20 protein-coding genes and 1 riboswitch are annotated in these 17,824 nt (G+C 66.7%); of the genes, 9 read left to right on the top strand and 11 right to left on the bottom strand.

Translation table 11 applies throughout. The features are described 5' to 3' along the window. Genes ACX80M_RS13075 through ACX80M_RS13085 form a run of 3 tightly spaced genes read left to right on the top strand, consistent with a single transcriptional unit; the run spans position 1 to position 3,061 of the window. Positions 1 to 651: an ECF transporter S component gene (locus tag ACX80M_RS13075; protein ID WP_252599153.1), complete on the top strand. Its 651-nt coding sequence runs from the start codon at positions 1 to 3 to the stop codon at positions 649 to 651. Continuing rightward, positions 651 to 2,270 (top strand): ABC transporter ATP-binding protein, encoded by a 1,620-nt coding sequence (locus ACX80M_RS13080; protein WP_252599151.1) that lies wholly within the window; start codon positions 651 to 653, stop codon positions 2,268 to 2,270. Before ACX80M_RS13075 ends, ACX80M_RS13080 begins: the two co-directional genes overlap by 1 nt. Continuing rightward, positions 2,267 to 3,061: an energy-coupling factor transporter transmembrane component T family protein gene (locus tag ACX80M_RS13085; protein WP_252599150.1), complete on the top strand. Its 795-nt coding sequence runs from the start codon at positions 2,267 to 2,269 to the stop codon at positions 3,059 to 3,061. The genes ACX80M_RS13080 and ACX80M_RS13085 overlap by 4 nt, the downstream gene beginning before the upstream one ends. Positions 3,062 to 3,109: 48 nt before the next feature. Here the strand turns inward: ACX80M_RS13085 and ACX80M_RS13090 are convergent, their stop codons facing one another. Further along, complete coding sequence (locus tag ACX80M_RS13090; RefSeq protein ID WP_308216162.1) at positions 3,110 to 3,847, bottom strand: glycoside hydrolase family 25 domain-containing protein; 738 nt, start codon at positions 3,845 to 3,847, stop codon at positions 3,110 to 3,112. Between the two features lie 285 nt (positions 3,848 to 4,132). Here ACX80M_RS13090 and ACX80M_RS13095 point away from each other — a divergent pair, with 285 nt between their 5' ends. After that, complete coding sequence (locus tag ACX80M_RS13095) at positions 4,133 to 5,656, top strand: UDP-N-acetylglucosamine 1-carboxyvinyltransferase (RefSeq protein WP_252599149.1); 1,524 nt, start codon at positions 4,133 to 4,135, stop codon at positions 5,654 to 5,656. A gap of 151 nt (positions 5,657 to 5,807) precedes the next feature. Continuing rightward, entirely contained in the window at positions 5,808 to 7,034 is a 1,227-nt protein-coding gene (locus ACX80M_RS13100; RefSeq protein ID WP_252608068.1) for a glutamate--cysteine ligase 2, read from the top strand. A 95-nt stretch (positions 7,035 to 7,129) separates the two neighbouring features. Here ACX80M_RS13100 and ACX80M_RS13105 read toward each other — a convergent pair whose 3' ends face one another. Continuing rightward, positions 7,130 to 7,753: a LysE/ArgO family amino acid transporter gene (locus tag ACX80M_RS13105; RefSeq protein WP_252614283.1), complete on the bottom strand. Its 624-nt coding sequence runs from the start codon at positions 7,751 to 7,753 to the stop codon at positions 7,130 to 7,132. Between the two features lie 69 nt (positions 7,754 to 7,822). Between ACX80M_RS13105 and ACX80M_RS13110 the strand changes: the two genes are divergently transcribed. Beyond that, positions 7,823 to 8,725: a LysR family transcriptional regulator ArgP gene (locus tag ACX80M_RS13110; RefSeq protein WP_459309800.1), complete on the top strand. Its 903-nt coding sequence runs from the start codon at positions 7,823 to 7,825 to the stop codon at positions 8,723 to 8,725. A gap of 84 nt (positions 8,726 to 8,809) precedes the next feature. After that, positions 8,810 to 9,151, top strand: coding sequence for a DUF1905 domain-containing protein (locus ACX80M_RS13115; protein WP_459309801.1), 342 nt, complete (start codon positions 8,810 to 8,812; stop codon positions 9,149 to 9,151). Here the strand turns inward: ACX80M_RS13115 and ACX80M_RS13120 are convergent. The 4 genes from ACX80M_RS13120 to ACX80M_RS13135 all read right to left on the bottom strand — a co-directional run bounded on the left by ACX80M_RS13120 (position 9,063) and on the right by ACX80M_RS13135 (position 11,572). Continuing rightward, positions 9,063 to 9,572 (bottom strand): methyltransferase family protein, encoded by a 510-nt coding sequence (locus ACX80M_RS13120; protein WP_459309802.1) that lies wholly within the window; start codon positions 9,570 to 9,572, stop codon positions 9,063 to 9,065. The genes ACX80M_RS13115 and ACX80M_RS13120 overlap by 89 nt on opposite strands. Before the next feature lie 115 nt (positions 9,573 to 9,687). After that, entirely contained in the window at positions 9,688 to 10,896 is a 1,209-nt protein-coding gene (locus ACX80M_RS13125; protein WP_252599141.1) for an O-succinylhomoserine sulfhydrylase, read from the bottom strand. After that, entirely contained in the window at positions 10,893 to 11,306 is a 414-nt protein-coding gene (locus tag ACX80M_RS13130) for a rhodanese-like domain-containing protein (RefSeq protein ID WP_252599138.1), read from the bottom strand. The genes ACX80M_RS13125 and ACX80M_RS13130 overlap by 4 nt, the downstream gene beginning before the upstream one ends. Beyond that, positions 11,303 to 11,572 carry a DUF1737 domain-containing protein gene (locus tag ACX80M_RS13135; RefSeq protein WP_252608072.1) on the bottom strand — a complete coding sequence of 90 codons (270 nt, stop codon included), beginning with the start codon at positions 11,570 to 11,572 and terminating at the stop codon, positions 11,303 to 11,305. The genes ACX80M_RS13130 and ACX80M_RS13135 overlap by 4 nt, the downstream gene beginning before the upstream one ends. Positions 11,573 to 11,585: 13 nt before the next feature. After that, positions 11,586 to 11,701: riboswitch (SAM riboswitch) on the bottom strand. Between the two features lie 257 nt (positions 11,702 to 11,958). Here ACX80M_RS13135 and ACX80M_RS13140 point away from each other — a divergent pair. Then, positions 11,959 to 12,333: a hypothetical protein gene (locus ACX80M_RS13140; RefSeq protein ID WP_459309803.1), complete on the top strand. Its 375-nt coding sequence runs from the start codon at positions 11,959 to 11,961 to the stop codon at positions 12,331 to 12,333. Positions 12,334 to 12,341: 8 nt separating this feature from the next. On the opposite strand, the gene ACX80M_RS13145 is transcribed toward ACX80M_RS13140, so the two are convergent. The 5 genes from ACX80M_RS13145 to ACX80M_RS13165 form a co-directional block, all read right to left on the bottom strand. Continuing rightward, complete coding sequence (locus tag ACX80M_RS13145) at positions 12,342 to 13,538, bottom strand: acetyl-CoA C-acetyltransferase (RefSeq protein WP_252608076.1); 1,197 nt, start codon at positions 13,536 to 13,538, stop codon at positions 12,342 to 12,344. Positions 13,539 to 13,642: 104 nt separating this feature from the next. Beyond that, positions 13,643 to 14,200, bottom strand: coding sequence for a GNAT family N-acetyltransferase (locus ACX80M_RS13150; RefSeq protein WP_459309804.1), 558 nt, complete (start codon positions 14,198 to 14,200; stop codon positions 13,643 to 13,645). 13 nt (positions 14,201 to 14,213) lie between these two features. Further along, complete coding sequence (locus ACX80M_RS13155) at positions 14,214 to 14,678, bottom strand: pyridoxamine 5'-phosphate oxidase family protein (protein ID WP_252608080.1); 465 nt, start codon at positions 14,676 to 14,678, stop codon at positions 14,214 to 14,216. Between the two features lie 81 nt (positions 14,679 to 14,759). Continuing rightward, the gene (locus ACX80M_RS13160) at positions 14,760 to 15,227 is read right to left on the bottom strand and encodes an NUDIX domain-containing protein (RefSeq protein ID WP_459309805.1); all 468 of its coding nucleotides are present in this window, start codon (positions 15,225 to 15,227) and stop codon (positions 14,760 to 14,762) included. Positions 15,228 to 15,293: 66 nt separating this feature from the next. Next, the gene (locus ACX80M_RS13165; RefSeq protein ID WP_252608084.1) at positions 15,294 to 16,235 is read right to left on the bottom strand and encodes an aminodeoxychorismate lyase; all 942 of its coding nucleotides are present in this window, start codon (positions 16,233 to 16,235) and stop codon (positions 15,294 to 15,296) included. Positions 16,236 to 16,330: 95 nt separating this feature from the next. Here ACX80M_RS13165 and cls point away from each other — a divergent pair, with 95 nt between their 5' ends. After that, a complete protein-coding gene (gene cls, locus ACX80M_RS13170; RefSeq protein ID WP_459309817.1) occupies positions 16,331 to 17,803 on the top strand; it encodes a cardiolipin synthase in 1,473 nt (490 codons plus the stop codon). Positions 17,804 to 17,824: the final 21 nt, after the last annotated feature.

Below are 17,824 nucleotides of genomic sequence, written 5' to 3' on the forward strand. Positions count from 1 at the left end.
ATGACAACTGCAGCAATCAAAAAGACCGGCAATACCTGGCGTGTTGTGGACATCGTGGTGGCGGCGCTCATCGCCATCACCGGCGGCGTGATCTTCTGGGCCTGGTCCCAGGGCGCCGGCATCGTCTCCGCCCCCATGAACGCCGTTTACCCCCCGCTGACCGGCCTGATCGCCGGTGGCTGGATGATCCCGGCAGTGCTGGGCATGCTCATCATCCGCAAACCCGGCGCGGCGCTCTTCTGCGAAGCGGTGGCCGCCACCGGCGAACTCATCATGGGCTCGCAGTACGGCGCCACCGTGCTGATCTCCGGACTCCTCCAGGGCCTGGGCGCCGAACTGGTGTTCTTCCTGCTGGTGTACGGCAACTTCCGGTTCAAGTCCTTCCTGCACCAGAAGTACAACCTCATCGCCGCGCTGCTGGCCGGTGCCGGCGCGGGCCTGTTCTGCGGCCTCAATGACTCGTTCCTGCCGTGGGGCTGGAACATCGCCTACGAGCCCGCCGACAAGCTCGCGTACATCGCGTTCTGCACCATCTCCGGCGCGGTGATTGCGGGCGCGCTGTCCTGGATCGCCACCCGCGGCCTGGCCAGGACCGGCGTGCTGAGCTCGTTCGCATCCCGGAAGGCAGCTTCGGAGCCCGTCTTCAACTGATGACCGCTTCCGACGCCGGCGCTTCCGGAGTACGCCCCGCCGCGGTGTCCGCCCGTGGCTGGGGCTGGCGGCATGCCGGACGTTCCGCCCCCGCCGTCCGGGGGCTCGACCTCGACATCGCTCCCGGCGAGCGGGTGCTGCTGCTGGGCCCATCGGGCGCGGGCAAGTCAACGCTGCTGCATGCGCTCGCAGGAGTGCTGGGGGATGAAGGGGACGACGCCGACGAAACCGGTTCGCTGCTGATCGACGGTGTGGTGCCGCGCGGGCAGCGCGGCCGCTCGGGACTGATGCAGCAGGATCCGGAAACGCAGGTGGTTCTTTCGCGCCTGGGCGACGACGTCGCCTTCGGCGCCGAGAACCTCGCCGTTCCGCGGGACGAGATCTGGCGCCGCGTCCATGAAGCGCTCGACGACGTCGGGCTGCGAAGTGCCGGGGGCGGCGGTTTGAACGCCGGCGCCGGCGCCGGTTTGAACGCCGGCGGGCTCCCGCTGGACCACGCGACGTCGGCCCTGTCCGGCGGGCAGAAGCAACGCCTGGCGCTGGCCGGGATCCTCGCGATGAGGCCCGGGCTGATCCTGCTGGATGAGCCCACCGCGAACCTGGATCCCGCCGGTGTGCTGGAAGTCCGGGACGCCGTGGGCCGCTGCCTGGACAAAACCGGCGCCACGCTCGTTGTGGTGGAACACCGTGTGTCCGTCTGGAAGGACCTGGTGGACCGGATTGTGGTGCTGCAGCCGGGCTCGGCAGCGGGTTCCGCTGCTTCCCCCGCTACGTCCGCAGTCCTGCTGGACGGGCCGCCGGACCAGGTGCTTGCGGAGGCGCGGGACATGCTGATCGGCGCGGGTGTCTGGGTGCCGGGCTATGTTCCGGCAACCCGCCGCCGCGTGTCCGCAGGCTCAGGTGACCTGCTGCTGGCGGCCGAGGACCTTGCCGTCTCCCGCGAGCGTCCGCGGCGCCGCGGCTTCCGGACGATCCCGCCCGTACCGGTGCAGCAGGGCATCACGGCCCTGGTCCGTTCCGGCCAGGCACTCACCGTCACGGGGCCCAACGGCGCCGGAAAGTCAACGTTTGCGCTGACTCTCGCCGGACTTCTTGCGCCGGTGGCGGGAAAGGTGTCGGCCGCCGTCGAGCTTTCCGAGGGGGCCGGGATCGATCCCTTCAAATGGAAAGCCAACCAGCTGATTTCCCGCATCGGAACCGTCTTCCAGGAGCCTGAGCACCAGTTTGTCACCGGCCGTGTGCTGGACGAGCTGATGTTCGGTCCGCGGCATCTGGGACATGGCGAGGAACGGGTTGATGAGCTGCTGGAACGGCTGCGCCTGACGCACCTGGTGGACGCCAATCCGTACACGCTGTCCGGTGGCGAAAAGCGGCGCCTGTCGGTGGCCACCGTCCTCGCGGCCCACCCTCGTGTGCTGGTGCTCGACGAGCCGACGTTCGGCCAGGATGCCAACACCTGGGCCGAGCTCGCATCGTTCCTCTCGGAACTGCTCGACGCCGGGACCTCAGTGGTTTCCGTGACCCACGACCAGGAATTCAGCGCCGTCCTGGGCGGGGCCGAACTGCGGCTGGGCCCGGCCTCGCGCGGCGGCGCCCGCCAGGAAGCAGGTGCGGCATGAGGGATGCCCTGACCCTCCGCAACAACCACGGGCTGCTGACGCGCGCCAACCCGCTGGCCAAGTTCGCCGTCGTCTTCCTCATCACCCTGGTGCTGGCGCTCTCCATCGACTGGGTGTCTGCCTCGGTGGCGCTTGCGGCGGAACTGGCGCTCTTTCCGTTGGCTGGCCTCACGCTGCGCCTCTTGTGGCAGCGCGGCTGGCCGCTCATCCTCGCGGCAGCCCTGGGCGGCTGGAGCACGGCGATCGTCGCGGCGGACAGCGGCGCTGTGCTGCTCGACGTCGGGATCTGGTCCATCAGCGAGGGTTCCCTGCAGCTGGGAATCGGTTTTATGCTGCGCGGGCTCGCGATTGCCCTGCCGGCGATCCTGCTCATGACCTGCACAGATCCCACCGACCTCGCCGATGCGCTGGCCCAGAAGGCCCGGCTGCCGCACCGTTTTGTCCTTGGCACGCTGGCAGCGATGCGGCTCGTGGGACTTATGGCCGAGGAGTGGCAGACCATCGGCATGGCGCGGCGGGCCCGCGGAGTCGGCTCGCAGGGCAGCCCGCTGCAACGGCTGCGGGCCACCCTCGGGCAGAGCTTCGGGCTCCTGGTCCAGGCCATCCGCCGGGCGTCCCGGCTGGCCATCACCATGGAAGCGCGCGGTTTTGGCGCGGGGCATAGGACGTGGGCGCGGGAATCCACGTATTCGCGGCTGGATGCCTGGGTGCTGGCGGGCGGCGTGCTGATCGCAGCGGCTGCTGTGGTTTCCGCGGCTGTAATGGGGACCTGGAACTTCGTCTGGCGTTAGTCCGGGCGGGCCATGCTTCTGGATTCTGGCTACGCCGCGCTGTGCTTGCTAAATGCACGAGTGGTCGTAGTCGAAGCCCCTGGAGACGAACTGGGTCAGGGTGACTGTGCCGCCGGGGGTTAGCGGCGCATTCGAGCAGTTGGCCGTGGCTCCGAAGGCCGTGCGGGCGCCTGCCAGCCAGCTGGGCAGGGCATAAAGGTTGCTGGAGTTGCTGACGGTGCCCACGATCTGTCCCCATTGATAGGCTGAGGAGTAGATGCCGACGTCGGCGCCGATGCTGTGAAATAAGTCGGTCATACCTTCCAGGACGGCACGGTTGGCACTCTTGTCGAGGGACCAGCTGTTGCCTGTTTCAACATCGAGCCACCACAGGTAGTCCGAGGGGCTGCTGATGCCGCGGATGTAGGCGTCGTCGTAGGCCTTGGCGTAGCCGTACATGTATGCGCACGCCGGGGCAACGTCCTTGTCCTTGCAGGTGCCGTAGGGGTTGGATACAGCTTGGGCTGCGGGGTAGTTGTTACTGGTGGGCCACCAGGAGCCAGCGTGCCCCGGGTTGGCGGTGTTGACGTAAAGGGCCACGGACGGCTGGTCGGTCGGGTTCACCGTGATGGCTTTGGCCCAGCGGAGCAGTTCGGCGAGGCAGGGGTTAGTGGTGCTGGCCAGGCCATTGTTGACGCCCACGATCCCGAAAGCTGAAGCGGCGGGAAGCGCCTTGTTGCACTGAGGCCACGAGACATCGTTACCCAGTGCTTGCTCGGCGCCCTCGCCCGGTGAAGGGGCGGCCACGGACGCCGGCGCCACGATAAGCCCGCAAAGGGCCATGAGCAGGCACAAGATGGCACACGCTAAAGCACGGGATGCTGTAGCCGCATTCCCATACATGGCAGGCCTCCTGCAGGGCATTCTTCCGTTATCGGGTGAACCCGATGTTTCAGTCTCCCGCCGAGCGAGTGGCTGGTCAAGGACGATCATCAAGGAGCTGCTATCTCATGAATCGGGTATTTGCTGGGATTTCAGGCGCCACTCCGATTCGCATCCCATAAAATAGCTCATTTGTGATATTTTTTTGTTATGACTCAGGAAACTGCCGAGCACATCGCCGCCACGCTCAAGGATGCCCGGACCGAGAAGGGCTGGACCCAAGGCCAGCTCGCCGCCGCGCTGGGAACCAGCCAAAGCGCCGTCGCCCGGATGGAACAGGGCAAGCAGAACCTCAGCCTCAAGATGATCCAGCGGCTCGAAACGATCTTCGACCGCAGCATCGTCAAAGTAGGCAAACCGCAGATGACGCACCTGCGGATCGAAGGCGGCCGCACCTTGTCCGGTGCGGTGGATGTCAACAGCAGTAAGAACGCCGGTGTGGCGCTGCTGTGCGCCAGCCTGATCAACCGCGGCACCACGGTCCTGCGCCGGCTCGCCCGGATCGAAGAGGTCAACCGGATCGTGGAGGTCCTGACCAGCATCGGCGTCGAATGCACGTGGCTCAACGACACCGACCTCCAGCTCCGCCGCCCCGCCGTCCTGGACCTTGAAGCCATGGATGTGGACGCGGCGCGCCGCACGCGCAGCGTGATCATGCTCCTGGGCCCGCTCCTGGACGAATCCGCGGAATACCGCTTGCCTTATGCCGGCGGTTGCGATCTAGGTACCCGCACCGTGGAGCCCCACATGCAGGCGTTGCGCCAGTTCGGGCTCTCCGTGGAAGCCACTGCCGGTTTCTACGCCGTGCAGGCTCCGCCGCCGGACACTCACGACCGGTCCTTTGTGTTGACCGAGCGCGGGGACACTGTCACCGAGAACGCGATCATGGCAGCGGCGCACCGCCGTGGCACCACCGTCATCCGCAACGCCAGCCCCAACTACATGGTCCAGGACCTCTGCTTCTACCTCGAGATGCTGGGCGTGAAGATCGACGGCGTGGGCACCACCACACTGAAGATCACCGGGCAGCCGCTCATCGACGTCGACATTGAGTATTTCCCGTCCGAGGACCCCATTGAGGCCATGAGCCTTATCACCGCCGGGATCGTCACCAACTCAGAGGTGACCATCCGCCGCGTGCCCATCGAGTTCATGGAGATCGAACTGGCCACGCTGGAGCAGATGGGCCAGCAGCTGGAGATTTCCGGCGAGTACGTGGCGCGCAACGGCCGCACCCGGCTGGTGGACGTGACCACCAAGCCGTCCGAGCTGCGGGCGCCGGAGGACAAGATCCACCCGATGCCGTTCCCGGGCCTGAACATCGACAACCTGCCGTTTTTCGCGGTCATCGCCGCCAACGCCGACGGCCAGACCATGATCCACGACTGGGTCTACGAGAACCGGGCCATCTACCTCACCGAACTCAACCGGCTCGGCGCCCAGGTGCAACTGCTGGACCCGCACCGGATCTACGTCAACGGCCCCACGAAGTGGCGGGCCGCCGAGGTGGGCTGCCCGCCGGCGCTCCGCCCCGCCGCCTGCCTTTTGCTGGCCATGCTCGCGGCGCGGGGTGTTTCGGAGCTGCGGAATATCTACGTGATCGAGCGCGGCTACGAAGACCTGGCGGAACGGCTCAACACCATCGGCGCCAAGGTGGAGTACTTCCAGGACTAACGCGAACGTACACTTGCGGCCCTCCGCCTGGCGCGAACTGGCAGATAACGACCCCCAGAGGCGGATTTGAGCGCTTTATCTGCCGGTTCGCGCTTCGTCATGATCGGCAGTAACCGGGTCAACCTGGCGGGCGTTGCAGCACAATATAAGAATGCGTACATTCGGCGTCGAGGAAGAGCTCCTGATCGTTGATCCGGACACGGGGGAGCCGCTTGCCCTCGCGGATGCGATGTTGGCTGGCCGCCGGATGGCAGCCGACGACGCCCCGGAACGTCCCTATGCGCTGGCAGCCAAGGAAAAAACCGCTCACGACGACTGGACTGGCCTGACTGCCGAGCTGAAGCTTGAGCAGATCGAGACCCAGACCCGTCCCTGCCTCGAGTACGCAGAACTGCTGCAGCAGATCCGGGCCGGCCGGCTGCTGGCGGACCAGGCGGCCATCAAGAACGGTGCCAGGGTCGCTGCGCTGGCCACTTCTCCGTTTGGCCTTGCGAGCCACACCACTCCGGACGCCCGCTATGCCCGGATGCTGGAACGCTTCGGCCTGACCGCGCAGGAGCAGCTGACCTGCGGCTTCCACGTCCACACGTTCATCGAATCCAAGGACGAGGGCGTGGCAGTGCTGGACAGGATCCGGGACAAGCTGGCAGTGCTCACGGCAGTGAGCGCAAATTCGCCGTTCTGGAACGGGATGCCCACAGGGTTCGAGAGCTACCGAACCCAGGCCTGGAACCGCTGGCCTATGTCCGGCCCTTCGGCCATTTTCAGCACGTACTCCGCATATCGGAGGGTGGTCACGCGTCTGCTGGACAGTGGCGTGCTGCTGGATGAAGGCATGATCTACTTTGACGCCCGACTGTCCCGGAACCACCCCACGGTTGAGGTCCGGGTGGCCGACGTTTGCCTCCGCGCCGAGGACGCTGCCCTGATCGCGGTGCTGGTGCGGGCCTTGGTCGAATCGGCCAGCCGTGAATGGCGCGACGGCGTGGAGCCGGCGCCGGTGCCCACGGTGCTGCTACGGATGGCGGCATGGCAGGCGAGCAGCAGTGGCCTGAACGGTGAGTTGCTGGATTTTGGCACGTTCAGGCCGGCGCCGGCCGTCGACGTGGTGCGATCCTTGGTGGACTATTTGGCTCCGGTCCTCGCCGAGCAGGACGAACTTTCCCTGGCCCGGCAGGGCATCGAGGACATCATTGCCCGCGGCACCGGCTCCACGGAACAGCGCAGGGTGCGGGACGCGGTGATGCAAGAATCGGCGCCCGACGACGGCGGGCTGGGGGCCGTGGTTGCCCACGCCGTGCGTGTCACGATGCGCGGCACCTCCGGGTTGCGTGAGGCGGACGAGGTCCCGGAGCTGCTGCGCGTGCGCCTGTCCTGAGTTCTCCCTGAAGCTTTGCGCGAACGGGCAGATATAGCCCTGTTCTTGCGCTGTGACGGGCCCACAGTGTCCGTTCGCGCCAAGAAACGACGACGTCATGCACCGACAGCCAGGCGCACACCCAGCGTGAGCATGACCGCAGCGACGAGTCCGTCCAGGATGCGCCACGAGGAGGGCCGCGCGAAGAACGGCCGGAGGACCCTGGCACCGAACCCGAGCGCACTGAACCAGGCGATGCTGGCGGCGATGGCTCCGCCCCCGAACCACCAACGCAAATCCTGTGCCTGCTGGTTGGCCACCGATCCGAGCAGCAGCACAGTGTCCAGGTAGACATGCGGGTTGAGCCACGTCAGGGCCAGTACCGTGCTGATGGCGGCGCCGAGGCCGACGGCGGGCTGCCGCCCCGACGCCGTTAGTGCTCCAGGACGAACCGCCCGGCGCGCCGCCATAACGCCGTAGCCCACCAGGAAGGCGGCGCCGGCAAACCGGACCACGTCTACGATCACGGGACTCGACTGGAGCAGCGCCCCCACTCCGGCGATGCCCGCAGCGATGAGCAGCGCATCGGAGACGCTGCAGACCAGGACGACGGCGGCCACATGCTCGCCGCGGATGCCCTGCCGGAGGACAAAAGCGTTCTGGCTGCCGATGGCCACGATGAGGGCGAGGCCCGTGCCGAAGCCCAGCGCGGCGGGGCCTAGAAATGCAGTCAGATCCATATCCTCCAACGTACGGGCGGACATAGGATTACTCCAGCTAAATATTATAAGCTCTATTAAGGAAAGCTAATGAAGATGTTCCAGTTCGAGCAGCTCCGGACCTTCGCGGCCGTCGTGGACGAGGGGACGCTCGAGGCGGCGGCCCGCAGCCTGTACGTCACGCCGTCGGCCATTTCCCAGCGGCTCAAGGCGATGGAGGACGCGGCCGGCCAGATCCTGTTGCAGCGCACCAACCCCGTCCGCCCCACCACCGCCGGAGAAGCCATCCTGCGGTTCGCCCGGCAGGTCCGGCTGCTCGAATGGGACGCCCAGCAGGAGCTCGGCGGGAGCCGGGACCGCCCGACGGCGCCCATCCCCTTGGTGGTGAACGCGGACTCACTCTCCACCTGGTTCATGCCTGCGCTGGCAAGTCTTCCGCCGGACCTCGGCGCGTGCTTCGAACTGCGCAGGGAGGATGAGCAGCATTCCACCCAGCTCCTGCGGACCGGATCGGTGATGGCCGCGGTAACCGCAACGCCGGAACCGGTCCAGGGCTGCAGCGTGGAACCACTGGGTTCCCTGCGGTACCGTGCGGTGGCAAGTCCCGGCTACCTCCGGCGCTGGTGGCCCGACGGGCCGGAACTTGTTGCAGGGAGCCAGGCCCCGGTGGTGGACTTTGACCGAAAGGATGACCTGCAGGACGGGTACTTCCGCACGATGACCGGCGCGGAACTGACCGCGCCGCGGCACTATGTGCCGTCGTCGGCCGAGTTCGCCCAGGCCATCCGGCTGGGACTGGGATGGGGGCTGCTGCCGGAGCAACAGTGCCTGGCAGACCTCCGCAGCGGCGCCCTCGTGGAGCTGGCCTCCGCGAGCCCCGTTGACGTGTCCTTGTACTGGCAGCGCTGGAAAATCGACTCCCCGGTGCTCAACCAGCTGACCGCCGCGGTCCGGGAGACGGCCTCCCGGCAGCTGCGCCAGCCACTCGCCTGAGCCGGCGTTTGCCTCACGCGTCATTCGCCTGGCCCGGCCCCGACAGGAGATGCGTCCGGCAACGCGGCATGCCATACTCAGGCCGTGACGTCGTTGTACTCATTCCGGGCCGAACTGTGGCGCTATCCCGACGAATCCGGCTGGCACTTCCTTACCCTCCCTGTCGAGGTCGCCGACGACCTCCGGGAAGAGGCCGCGGTGTTCCGGAGGGGCTTCGGCTCGGTCAAAGTCACGGCGGAAATCTCCGGCTACAGCTGGCAGACCTCGGTCTTCCCGGACAGCAAGAGCAGCTCCTACCTGCTGCCCGTCAAGAAGGCCGCCAGGGATGCGGCAGGCATCAGCGACGGGGATGACGTGGCAGTCCGGCTCGCCATGCACGGCGAAGGCGAAGCACGTACCGGGGAACAGACAAGCGGTACTGGCTGAACTCCACCGGGAACGACGCCGCCAGGATCTCTTCTTCTCCAAGCACCCCGCGGTGCACTGCCACGGAAGCCACCGGGAGGGCCGCCACCGTCCAGGCATCATCGCGCAGCAGCCCAATTCCCAGGTGCGCCAGGGCCCAGCCCACGTACATCGGGTTCCGCGAGTGCGCATAGGGCCCGGCGGTTAGCAACGCATCTGGCCGGGACAACCCGGTGTTCCGGGCAGCCAGCAACGCCCAGCTGACGATTGCGCTACCCGTCGCCAACGATGCAGCGCCGATGGTCCGTACCAGAAAGTGTGGCCCGCCGAGCCGGAGCGGCATCAAACGCTGAAGGACCACGCCGACGGCGATTCCCGCCAGGTTCTGCTCGGGCAGCGGGATGTTGGAAAGCAGCCGGCCCCAGTCCGGGGGTGTATTCATATGGTCTTCCCCGCCTCAAAGCTCGAAGGGACAGTTGAGGCTCCAAAAGACGCAAGAAACAGGGCCTCAACTGTCCCTTCGCGCCACCCGTTCGCACGCATGAGATCTGCGCCGATCAGATGTGCTTCAGGGCCTGCTCCAGGTCGCCGATGAGGTCGTCCACGTCCTCCAGGCCCACGGACAGCCGCACCACGCCATCGCTGAGCCCGATCGCGGCGCGGCCCTCGGGGCCCATGGCGCGGTGCGTCGTGGTGGCCGGATGGGTGATGAGGGACTTCGCGTCGCCCAGGTTGTTGGAGATGTCGATGATCCGCAAGGCGTCCAGCAGCGCAAAGGCGGCTTCCTTGCCGGAGCGGCCACCCGTCGTCGCAAGTTCCAACGTGAGGACGGTGCCGCCGGCCTTCATCTGCTTGGCGGCGAGCTCGTACTGCGGGTGAGACTTCAGCAGCGGGTACTTGACCCAGCTGACGGCCGGCTGCTGTTCGAGCCATTCGGCCAGCCGCAGCGCGGACGCGGAGGAGTGGTTCACGCGCAGCGCCATCGTTTCGAGACCCTTGGTGAGCACCCAGGCGTTGAACGCGGAGAGGGCCGGGCCGGTGTGCCGCATGAGCTGCTTGACCGGGCCGTCGATGAACTCCTTGGTGCCCAGGATGGCGCCGCCCAGGACACGTCCCTGGCCGTCGATGTGCTTTGTGCCGGAGTACACAATCACGTCCGCACCCAGCTGGCCGCAGCGCTGCAGCAGGGGAGTGGCAAAGACATTGTCGACGACGACGGTGGCCCCGGCGGCGTGTGCCAGCTCGCTGACCGCGGCGATGTCCACGATTTCCTGCATCGGGTTGGAGGGCGACTCGAAGAACACGGCCGTGGTGGGCTCCGACAGCGCGACGCGCCATTGCTCAAGATCCGGGCCGTCAACAAACACGGTTTCCACGCCCCAGCGCGGCAGGATCTCGTTCAGGATCACAAAGCAGGAGCCGAACAGCGATCGCGCGGCAACCACCCGGTCCCCGGCCGCCAGCAGGGCGCCCAGTGCGGTGAACACGGCTGACATGCCCGACGCCGTCGCAAAGCACGCTTCGGTGCCCTCAAGCAGGCGGAGGCGTTCCTGGAATGTGGCTACGGACGGGTTGCCGTACCGGGAGTAGACGAAGCGTTCGTCCTCGCCGGTGAAGGCGCGCTCGGCGGCGGCAGCGGACTCGTAGACGAAGCCCGAGTTCAGGAAGACCGGCTCGGTGGTCTCCTGGAAGTTGGTGCGGTCCAGCCCGCCGCGCACCGCCTGCGTCTCGGCGCTCCAGCTGGCGGCGTCTGGGTTGAAGGTCACTTGGCTATTCCCAGATTGGTGGGCAGGCCGCGGTTCTTCCAGCCGTTGACGGTGCGCTCGCCGTAGCGGTCCGGCTCGCCCTCGAAACCCTCCAGGACGTTGTAGGAGGTGAAACCGGCCTGCGTCGCGGCGATGGCGGCGGCGATGGAGCGCTGGCCCGAGCGGCAGAGGAACACCAGTTCAGTGCCGTCGTCCACCGGGGCCTGCTGCGTCAGGTCGGTGATGAAATCCCGGTTCGGGATGCCACCCGGGAACGTCCACGGGATGAACAGGGGATCGTTGTCCGTGGCCTTCGTGTCCGGGATGCCGATGTGGGCCCATTCACCTTCGGTCCGGACATCCACCAGAATGGCGCCCTGTTCGAGTTTGGCCCAGGCCTGCTGCGGGGTGAGGTCTCCGGCGTAGCTCATGCGTGGCCCTCGCCGTCGAAATCGAGGTCATCCACGGCGGAGGCGACGGCCGCATCAGCGGTGGCGATGGCCGACGGGAGGATGAGTGCCTGGGCCACAATCACCTGGCCGCCGTTGGACGTCGCGGCCGGGCTTCCGTGCAGGACATACCCTTCGGCCAGGGCAGTGGAAATCCGTTCACAGAAAGACCTGTCATCCGGCCCGGTGACAAGCCGGTACGACAGTTTCTCTTCAGGGGCGGGGGCGGGGGCGGGTGCGTCAGACACGACGGAACTCCTTCTTTCACGCTTGCAGCTCGAATGGGTCGATATGCCGAGTATTCACCTGAGGCACCCCGCCGCGAAAGGGAGGGTTGCCGACCGGCCAGTCAGGGCTTGGCGCCGGTTCTCATTACTCCCCAAAAACGTAACATCCGGCCCGCCCGGCCGCACCGCCGCCGACGTCATGTTCCGTAATCAACGCGTTTTTCGTAATCCCGCCGTGCTTCCGTAACGCCGGCGCTGACGGGACAATCGGGTCATGGGGAACTTTCGAGGGCGTTCATTGACGGGCGCCTGGGCACGCGTATTGGCTGTGACGCTGTGCGCTGTGCGCCGTGCCGGTGCTGGTGGGGGTGACAAGCTGCCGGAACATTTTCGCACCGCCGCCCTGCATGCCGCCCGAGTTTTCCGTCTCGCCTGCCGCCGCCAAACCCGGCGACCAGGTCACCGTCAGCGCCCCGGATACCACTTGCGATGCCCGCTATGGCACCAACGCACAGGTCCAGGTGACGGTCAAGGATGCGGCCGGTACCGCGGTGTTTGAAGAGCTCGCTCCCATGTCCGACGACGGCGGCTTCACTTTCGTGTTCACCGTCCCGGCTGGCGTGGCTCCCGGGAAGGCCGGGGTTACCGCTTACCCGTACAACCTGGACTGGTGCGGCGACACAGGGGTGAACAACCGGGCGGCTCAGGGGCAACCGGAACTGGTCCGGGTTTCGTGCGCGGAACGCTTGGTGCCGCTGGTGATCCTTGGACCCGGAGGCTGAACCTGGCGTCAGGCTTTGAGGATCAGGGCGTCGCCCTGGCCGCCGCCGCCGCACAACGCAACCACGCCTGTCCCGCCGCCGCGCCGGTTCAGCGCGAGTGCCTGATGCAGGACCAGGCGGGCCCCCGAGGCGCCCACCGGGTGGCCCAGGGCGATGGCGCCGCCGTCTGCGTTGATCCTGTCCGCGTCGATCCCCAGGTCCGTGGCGGACTGCAGCACCACCGAGGCGAAGGCTTCGTTGATCTCAATGAGGTCCACGTCGTCAATGGTCAGCCCTTCGAGTTTCAGGGCTCGCTCAATGGCGCGGGACGGCTGGGAATGCAGGGATCCATCCGGTCCGGCGGTCTGGCCGTGGCTGCCGATTTCCGCGATCCAGCTGAGGCCGGCCGCTTCCGCAGCTGCCTTGCTGGCCACTACCACTGCTGCGGCTCCGTCTGACAGCGGGGAGGCAGAACCGGCGGTGATGGTGGCCGCCGGATCCTTGGAGAAGGCGGGCTTCAGTGCCGCCAGCGTCTCGATGGTGGTGCCGGCGCGGATGCCTTCGTCGGCATCAATCACGACGGCGGGTCCCCGGCGCTGCGGGACCTCCACCGGAGCGATCTCCTCAGCCAGGATGCCGGCCGCCCGGGCGGCCTCCGCCCGCTGGTGCGAAAGGGCGGCGACGGCGTCCTGGTCCTCGCGGCTGATGCCCAGGCGGGCGTTCCCGGCGTCGGTGGCGGAGCCCATCAGTTCGCCTGAGACGGGGTCCTGCAGGCCGTCAAAGTTCAGTGAATCCAGCAGCGGCGCATCGCCGATGGCCACGCCGCCGCGGAGCCGGGGCAGCAGGTGCGGGGCGTTGGTCATGGATTCCTGGCCCGCCGCCACAATGAAATCAGCCTCGCCGGCGCGGATCATCCGGGCGGCATCGATCACCGCGGTGAGGCCGGACAGGCACAGTTTGTTGATGGTTACGGTGGGCACGTCCCAGCCGATGCCCGCGGCGAGGCTGGCCTGCCGGGCGGGTCCCTGGCCAGCACCCGCCTGGATAACCTGGCCTACGATGACGGCCTGGATCTGTTCCGGCGCCACACCGGACCGTTCCAGAGCGTTCCGGATGGCGTGGGCACCCAGTTCGCTGGAGGTGAGCCCGGAGAGGCCGCCGCGGAACTTGCCGAAGGGGGTCCGTGCGCCGCCCAGGATGACGGGGATGTGAGCGTCGGTGCTCATGGGGTGCCTTTCGATTGCGGATTCAAGAGTGCTTGGGGCCAGCTTAGGCGAACCGTGAGGGCCGGTGAGGTGGCGCAGGCGCTGTGGATTCGGCCGCGATCGCGTCAGCCGTGGAGGAGCAGTTGGTGGAGTAGGTGGTCCTGCCAGCGGCCGGCGATCTTCAGGTACTGCGGCGCCACGCCGATTTCCCGAAACCCGGCGCGTTTGAGGATCTTGCGTGAGCGCTCATTGTCGAGCAGCGTTGCCGCCTGGACCCGGTGGAGGCCCAGTTCTGTCCGGGCATGGTCAGTGGCGAAGCGGACCGCCGCAGATCCGATGCCCCGCCGGTTGAGGGTGGAATCAACCCAGTACCCGAGGTTGGCGTTGAGGAACGGCCCGCGGACGATGCCGGTGAGGGTGACGGCGCCGACGATGCAAGCGGGATCGTTGTGGTCCACCAGCACCCACGGAACTTCCTGGCCCACGGAATGCTGGGCGAGCTTGGCCCGGATGATGTCCAGTTGATGCCTGGGAGCGAAGAAGGCTTCGTCCCGCTCCGGTTCCCAAGCCTCGAGGTGCTGGCGGTTCCGTAGGTAGGCCTCGCTCAGGCCGGCTGCGTCGCTCCGCCGCAGCAGCCGGATCCGGACCCCCGGGACGAGCGGAGCGGGGGCTTCGCTGTCCATAAGCTCTCCCGCGCTACTCGAAGGAAGCACGACGGCGGTCCGACAACCGGGTGTTCCAGACGTCCGGTTTGGTGACCTGGAAGCGGCGGCCGGTCAGTGCAAGTGGGGTTAGCCGGATGTAGTAATTCTTGGGTCCAGACTGCCAGGGCTCCAGATGCAGGGCGTCGACGGCGTCCTTGTCAGCCTGGGCCTCGATCACTTCGGTGTCTCCGCGCGCCACCACACTCCAGGCCACCTCCGTGCGGGGATCGTATCCATCTATCTCCAGCGCCGCGGGACGGTCCGCCTGGGCGCCCCACAGTTTGGAGCCACCGGCGCTGCGGAAGACGACGCTCCTGCGGTCCAGGACGTAGTTGACCGGAAAGATCTCCGGATGGCCGTCCACTACAAGGGCCAGCCGCCCCAGGGTGTCGTCGGCTAGTAATTCCCAGCACTCGTCAAATGTCAATTTGTTGATCGGCTGCGCGTAAGAGTTCATGCACCAAACCATACGGACCTATGCGACGGACCAACAGGGCAGTGCCACCGTAATCCCCGGCCCGGGCCTCGGTAGTTCAATTTAGGGCAGCTCAACATGCTCCCTGAGGGCGTCCAGGACCGGAAGCTGGCCCTTGACCAGCTTGCCGCGGGCCTCGGCTTCCGTGACCCACCGGGCATCGTCCACCTCGGGAAAGTCCTGGATGATACCGGATCCTTTGGGCCATTCCAGCGGAAACGTGTTGCTCACAATCCGGTCGGGCTGGAAGTCAGACTCCGCGGCGAACACCGTGATGATCTTTCCTGACGGTTGCCGGAACGCGCCCAGCTCAAAGTAGGCAACAGCTGGCGGCGGCGTGCCGATTTCTTCGGCAAACTCGCGCAGCGCGGCCAGCAGGGGTTCCTCGTCGGGAAGGTACTCGCCCTTGGGAACCGACCAGGACTGGGTTTGTTTGCGGGCCCAGAACGGTCCGCCCATGTGCGCTATCCACACCTCCAGCCCGTTTGCTCCCTGCCGGAACAGCAGGATCCCGGCACTGCGAACCACCATGGCTTAAGGCCTCCCTGCTGAACTTCGGAAAACTACGGGATCCGGGAAACTGCTGAATCCCGGAACCTACTGGATCCCGGCAAACAATGCGTTGAGTTCGGCCGTCAGCTGCTTCTGCACCGCGGGCGTTCCGACTTCCTTGCCGTCAATGTGGTTCACCGGCGCGAGCAGCCTGATGCTGGAAATCAGCCACACGGCGTCGGCGTCCAGCAGGTCCCGCGGTTCCAGCGGCCCGTAGCCGAGTTCCCAGCCGGCCGCCTTGGCCGCCGCGAACAGGGCCCCCTGGGAAGTCCCGGGGAGGATCCCGCTGTCCAGTTGCGGGGTGATGAGGCGGCGCACCGTCCGAGGGGCGCCGGCGCCGTCGTCGGAGGTTTCCAGATGTGCCAGCAGCACAGTGGACGTGGGGCCTTCCAGGACCCGGCCGTCGGAGGAGGTGAAGATGACGTCGTCGGCGCCCTGTTTGTGGGCGTACCGCAGGGCGGCCATGTTCGTGGCATAGGACAGGGTCTTGGCGCCGAGCAGCAGCCACGGGGCACGCTCAGCGACGTCGCTGTCGTAGCCGCGGTCCAGGAGGATGACATCGATCCCGGTTTCGCGCTGGCGGCGTCCGAGGGCGCCTACGGGGGACACCTGAACCCAGCATGTGGGGGACTCTGCGCCTTCCGGGCCGCGGGTGACCACGAGTTTCACCACCACCTCGTCCTCGGCGGGCGACGGAGCGGGATGCTGCGTCCGGTGCTCCGCGACGCCCGTGGCGATGGCAGCCCGCCACGCACCCTGCGCCGGGATCACCAGGTCAAGGGCCTGGGCGGACCCGACGAGCCGGTCCAGATGAGCCTGCAGCTTCCGGACTGCGCCGCCCACCGCGAGCATGGATTCGAATACGCCGTCCCCGCGGGTGGCGCCCTGGTCCGTGGCCATCAGCTGGGGCTGCGAAGCGTCGGCCAGCCGGCCGTCCGGGAACGCGGGGTCAAGGAAAACGAGCACCACGGGCGCAGGAGAAGTCATGGCTCCAGCTTAGTAGGGCCCGCCGCGGCTAAGCTGTGGTCATTGCCCCGCTGGAACAGGTCCGCGGGTGCGCGCAATCCGGGGGTATTCCAGTGCTGTGGCCAATTTCGCTTGCGGGTACCGCGCCGACGTGGGTGGTGGTGGTGCTCAGCATTGCAGACCTGGTGATCCGGGTTCTGGCCATCGGCATCATCCCCGGCAACAGGCGCCCCACCACGGCCATGGCCTGGCTGCTGGGCATCTTCTTTGTGCCGTTCCTGGGCCTAGTCCTTTTCCTGCTGTTCGGAAACTTCAAGCTCTCCAGCCGCCGCCGCCAGCAGCAGGAGGTCATCAACACCCGCGTGCGGTCCGGCATCTCGGCGCTCGCCGACGTCGTCAGTGAATATGAAGGGCCCGAATGGGTGACGTCCGCCGGGGAACTGAACCGGCGGCTCGGCTCCCTCCCCATGGTGGACGGCAATTCCGTGGACCTCCTTCCCGGCTACCCGGACTCGATCCTGGCCATGACCCAGGCCGTGCGCAAAGCCAAGACGTTCGTCAATGCCGAGTTCTACATCATGAGCACGGACCACATCACCGATGACCTGCTGACCGCCCTGGAGGAGGCCGCCGAGCGTGGCGTGGAAGTGCGCGTGCTATTTGACCACATCGGCACGCTCCGCGTCAAGGGTTACCGCGACCTGCTCAAACGGCTGCGGGCGGGAAAGATCCAGTGGAAGCGTATGCTCCCGGTGCTGCCCATCCACGGACAATGGCGCCGCCCGGACCTTCGGAACCACCGCAAAATCATGGTGGTCGACGGCGAACTCGCCTTCACGGGCTCGCAGAACCTGATCGAGCCCTCCTACAACAACCCCAAACACCGTAAGGCCGGCCGCGAATGGGTGGAGCTGATGGCGTGCCTGCGCGGACCGATCGTCACCACGCTCAACGTGGTGTTCGCCACGGACTGGCTGAGCGAAACGGACGAGTCCCTGGAACACCAGCTGCAGCTCCCGGCCAACCCGGAACCGGGCAACGTCACGGCCCAGGTGGTGCCCAGCGGACCCGGGTTCAGCACCGAAAACAACCTGCGGCTCTTCAACACCCTGATCTACTCAGCCCAGCACCGGATCTCCATCTGCAGCCCGTATTTCGTGCCCGATGACTCCCTGCTCTACGCCATCACCACCGCAGCCCAGCGGGGCGTGGACGTGGAGCTGTTCGTCTCCGAAAAGGGCGATCAGTTCCTGGTCCACCACGCCCAGCGCTCCTATTACGAGGCGCTGCTGGAAGCCGGCGTCCGGATCTACCTCTACAAGGCGCCCTTTGTGCTGCACGCCAAGCACTTCACCATCGACGACGAAGTGGCCGTCCTGGGCTCCAGCAACATGGACATGCGCTCGTTCTCGCTGAACATGGAGGTCTCGGTGATGCTGCTCGGTGCGGAAACCGTGAACAGCATGCGCGCGGTCGAAGACACATACCGCGACATTTCCAACGAGCTCATACTCGACGACTGGCTGCAGCGCCCCCTCGCCGCCCGCTATGTCGATAACGTCGCCAGGCTGACCGCCACGCTCCAGTAACTCTTGACAAGGATAGGAGCA

The organism is Pseudarthrobacter sp. MDT1-22, from assembly GCF_054511035.1.

Excerpts from the sequence above, each read along its gene's own strand:
- ACX80M_RS13075 (WP_252599153.1), top strand. The coding sequence starts at position 1 with ATGACAACTGCAGCAATCAAAAAGACCGGCAATACCTGGCGTGTTGTG.
- ACX80M_RS13080 (WP_252599151.1), top strand. The coding sequence starts at position 651 with ATGACCGCTTCCGACGCCGGCGCTTCCGGAGTACGCCCCGCCGCGGTG.
- ACX80M_RS13085 (WP_252599150.1), top strand. The coding sequence starts at position 2,267 with ATGAGGGATGCCCTGACCCTCCGCAACAACCACGGGCTGCTGACGCGC.
- ACX80M_RS13095 (WP_252599149.1), top strand. The coding sequence starts at position 4,133 with ATGACTCAGGAAACTGCCGAGCACATCGCCGCCACGCTCAAGGATGCC.
- ACX80M_RS13100 (WP_252608068.1), top strand. The coding sequence starts at position 5,808 with ATGCGTACATTCGGCGTCGAGGAAGAGCTCCTGATCGTTGATCCGGAC.
- ACX80M_RS13105 (WP_252614283.1), bottom strand. The coding sequence starts at position 7,753 with ATGGATCTGACTGCATTTCTAGGCCCCGCCGCGCTGGGCTTCGGCACG.
- ACX80M_RS13110 (WP_459309800.1), top strand. The coding sequence starts at position 7,823 with ATGAAGATGTTCCAGTTCGAGCAGCTCCGGACCTTCGCGGCCGTCGTG.
- ACX80M_RS13120 (WP_459309802.1), bottom strand. The coding sequence starts at position 9,572 with ATGAATACACCCCCGGACTGGGGCCGGCTGCTTTCCAACATCCCGCTG.
- ACX80M_RS13130 (WP_252599138.1), bottom strand. The coding sequence starts at position 11,306 with ATGAGCTACGCCGGAGACCTCACCCCGCAGCAGGCCTGGGCCAAACTC.
- ACX80M_RS13140 (WP_459309803.1), top strand. The coding sequence starts at position 11,959 with ATGCCGCCCGAGTTTTCCGTCTCGCCTGCCGCCGCCAAACCCGGCGAC.
- ACX80M_RS13145 (WP_252608076.1), bottom strand. The coding sequence starts at position 13,538 with ATGAGCACCGACGCTCACATCCCCGTCATCCTGGGCGGCGCACGGACC.
- ACX80M_RS13150 (WP_459309804.1), bottom strand. The coding sequence starts at position 14,200 with ATGGACAGCGAAGCCCCCGCTCCGCTCGTCCCGGGGGTCCGGATCCGG.
- ACX80M_RS13155 (WP_252608080.1), bottom strand. The coding sequence starts at position 14,678 with ATGAACTCTTACGCGCAGCCGATCAACAAATTGACATTTGACGAGTGC.
- ACX80M_RS13160 (WP_459309805.1), bottom strand. The coding sequence starts at position 15,227 with ATGGTGGTTCGCAGTGCCGGGATCCTGCTGTTCCGGCAGGGAGCAAAC.
- ACX80M_RS13165 (WP_252608084.1), bottom strand. The coding sequence starts at position 16,235 with ATGACTTCTCCTGCGCCCGTGGTGCTCGTTTTCCTTGACCCCGCGTTC.